This is a genomic window from Vagococcus sp. WN80Y, from assembly GCF_059621045.1.
In genome coordinates, this window is record NZ_JCAQHY010000055.1 from 1 (window position 1) to 1,751 (window position 1,751).

Below are 1,751 nucleotides of genomic sequence, written 5' to 3' on the forward strand. Positions count from 1 at the left end.
CAGCCAAATAAGGATGGTAAGTCTCATAAGCCGATAGATAAAAGTCTAACATTGAGGCGAAAAAGGGACCAGCACCGTTTTCGCTTTTTTCCCACTTGGCAACCTCTTGCCGAGTTAAGAGAGTTCGACGGGTCACATCCAGTGGCACGACCGTGAGCGGGAAGCCACTTTTAAACACTTCATCAGCAGCTTCTGGATCGATGTAAATATTGGCTTCCGCGACTTTACTGACATTGCCTTCAGTTGTCAACGCGCCCCCCATCACCACAATTTTTTTCAATCGTTCCACTATTTTTGGGTACTCCTTTATCAAAATTAACAGATTCGTTAGAGGCCCCGTTGTCACTAAGGTAATCTCATCTGGGTAACAATCAACTTGGTGAGCAATAAATTCCCATGCGCTTACATCTGGCGCCATCTCTCCATCAAGCTCTGAGACCGCGCCTAAGCGATTTCCCAGTCCATCGTCGCCATGGAACCTGCCACTGTATTCACGCTCTCTAAGGATTGGTTGATCGCTTCCTAGAAGAACTGGCAGATCTTCGTAACCTAATAAATCCAAAACAGTACGGGTATTGCGGTAAGTCAACGTGAGAGGTGCCACCCCATAAGACACCGTCACACCCAACAGCTCGACCTCTTCGTTGCCCACAGCATAGGCAATCGCAAGGGCATCGTCAATTCCTGTGTCACAATCGATAATTAATTTACTCATCTTGTCCTCCTTCTTCCACTTCATTGACCAAGCTTACATCAGAAAACGTTGTTTTGTAAAGGACCATTGAGGCAATGACCACCACCACTAACAACAAACACACATTAGAATAAATGTACATGTCCGAGGTTGTTGCCAGACTTGGCAAGAACTTAAAAGCCAAAGTCTTATCTGAAATCAATAAGCCAACTGCCGCAATAGAGACCGCATAATAGATCCGACTTAACAAAGTGGAAATCGCCATCCCCCGACCAACCGAGGCTTTTGGCAAGCTGTTAGAAAAGACTGAGTAATAGCCTGGAAAAATAATCGTGTAGCCAATCCCAAACAGACTTAAGGCAATCCACATAAAGATAATCGGTCCACCTAGTAAAAAGCTAAACATCAGTAAAGAAGTGGCGATAATCGTACACCCTAAGTAATAACAGCGCTGAGGGCCGATTTTCTTTGTAATAAATCCTGAGGCTAGACCTGATAAAAAGGCACTAAAATTAGCGGGAATAAACATCAAACCTACAATCGATAGCTCCACTTCATAAGAAGCCGAAATCAAAAAGACAAAGATAAAGAAAAAGCTCAGCTGAACGCTGTAGATCAAGGCGCCGACTGCCGTCCCCGGTAATAAGCTTTTGATTTTAAAAAGACTTAAATCAATAATTGGATTGGCGGCTTTACTGGCATAGAGCCCGTAAATCACCATAATCCCTAAGCTTCCGCCTGCATAAATCAAATTCTTCGTACTAATGGCATAAAGCATTAAGCCGAATAATAAGGTAATCAACACAATCCCCAAACTATCCAAGTGTTGACCTTCGACCTTATGCTCGTCATTTGGTAAGTATTTCAAAAAGAAAGGAATCGTCATCAAGACCAATACAGGAACTAAAAGTGTCCCCTCCCAAGATAAATACTGGGTCATATAGCCACCAAACACCGAGCCTAGTCCCGCCGATAGTTGGTACATGGCGGTATTAATCCCCAAATAAGTCGCTTGCTTTTCTTTTTCCACATACTTTCGCACGAGGACGACAAAACA

Annotated in this window: 2 protein-coding genes; both read right to left on the bottom strand. The window is 43.6% G+C overall.

The window, feature by feature from the left end:
* Positions 1-715: nucleoside hydrolase (locus AC5KOD_RS02655; RefSeq protein ID WP_496912993.1), on the bottom strand; the 715-nt coding region annotated here is incomplete at its 3' end.
* Positions 708-1,751: MFS transporter (locus AC5KOD_RS02660; RefSeq protein WP_496912994.1), on the bottom strand; the 1,044-nt coding region annotated here is incomplete at its 5' end. The genes AC5KOD_RS02655 and AC5KOD_RS02660, both read right to left, overlap by 8 nt.